Source organism: Acinetobacter sp. NS-4 (assembly GCF_037402435.1).
GTDB lineage: Bacteria > Pseudomonadota > Gammaproteobacteria > Pseudomonadales > Moraxellaceae > Acinetobacter.
In genome coordinates this window covers 1-588 of the sequence record NZ_JBBEUE010000051.1, presented here as the reverse complement: position 1 = coordinate 588, position 588 = coordinate 1, and the positions used below count along the sequence as shown (strand labels likewise).

The 588-nt window shown below is 40.1% G+C and carries 1 protein-coding gene; it reads left to right on the top strand.

Translation table 11 applies throughout. The features are described 5' to 3' along the window. Nucleotides 1-588: PAS domain-containing protein (locus tag WAE57_RS15800; RefSeq protein WP_337711307.1), on the top strand; the 588-nt coding region annotated here is incomplete at both ends.

Genomic DNA, 588 nt, shown 5'->3' with positions numbered 1-588 from the left:
TGTCGCTCGTGATATTACAGAGCGGCGTGAAACTGAAGAAATGCTACGTCTGCTTAAACGTAGTGTCGATGCTAATCCTCTTGGAATCGTGTTAGCGAATGCCGCTCCGGACCAGGCCATTGAATATGTTAATCCTGCGTTTGAAAGCCTGAGCGGATATAAAAAAGAAGAAATTATCGGTAAAAATTGTCGTTTTCTGCAAGGTCCTGATACAGATCCTAAAGCAGTTAATAAAATACATAATGCGCTTAAAGAGCAACAAGAAATCCAGATCACCTTAAAAAACTATCGTAAAGATGGGAGCTGGTTCTGGAACCAACTGATATTAGGCCCGGTTTTTGATGACAAAAATTTCTGCACACATTTTATTGGGATTCAGCAGGATATTACTCAACAGCGGGCAAATAGCGAATATATCGCCCGTCAACAAACCCACGATAGTTTAACCGGATTAATTAATCATCATACCTTTGAAAAAATACTGGATGCCGCATTCCACATACAACATGAGCATCATCACCCTCTGATCGTCATGTATGTTGATTTAGATGGTTTCCAGCCTTTAAATCAAAGTTTGGGACACATCAA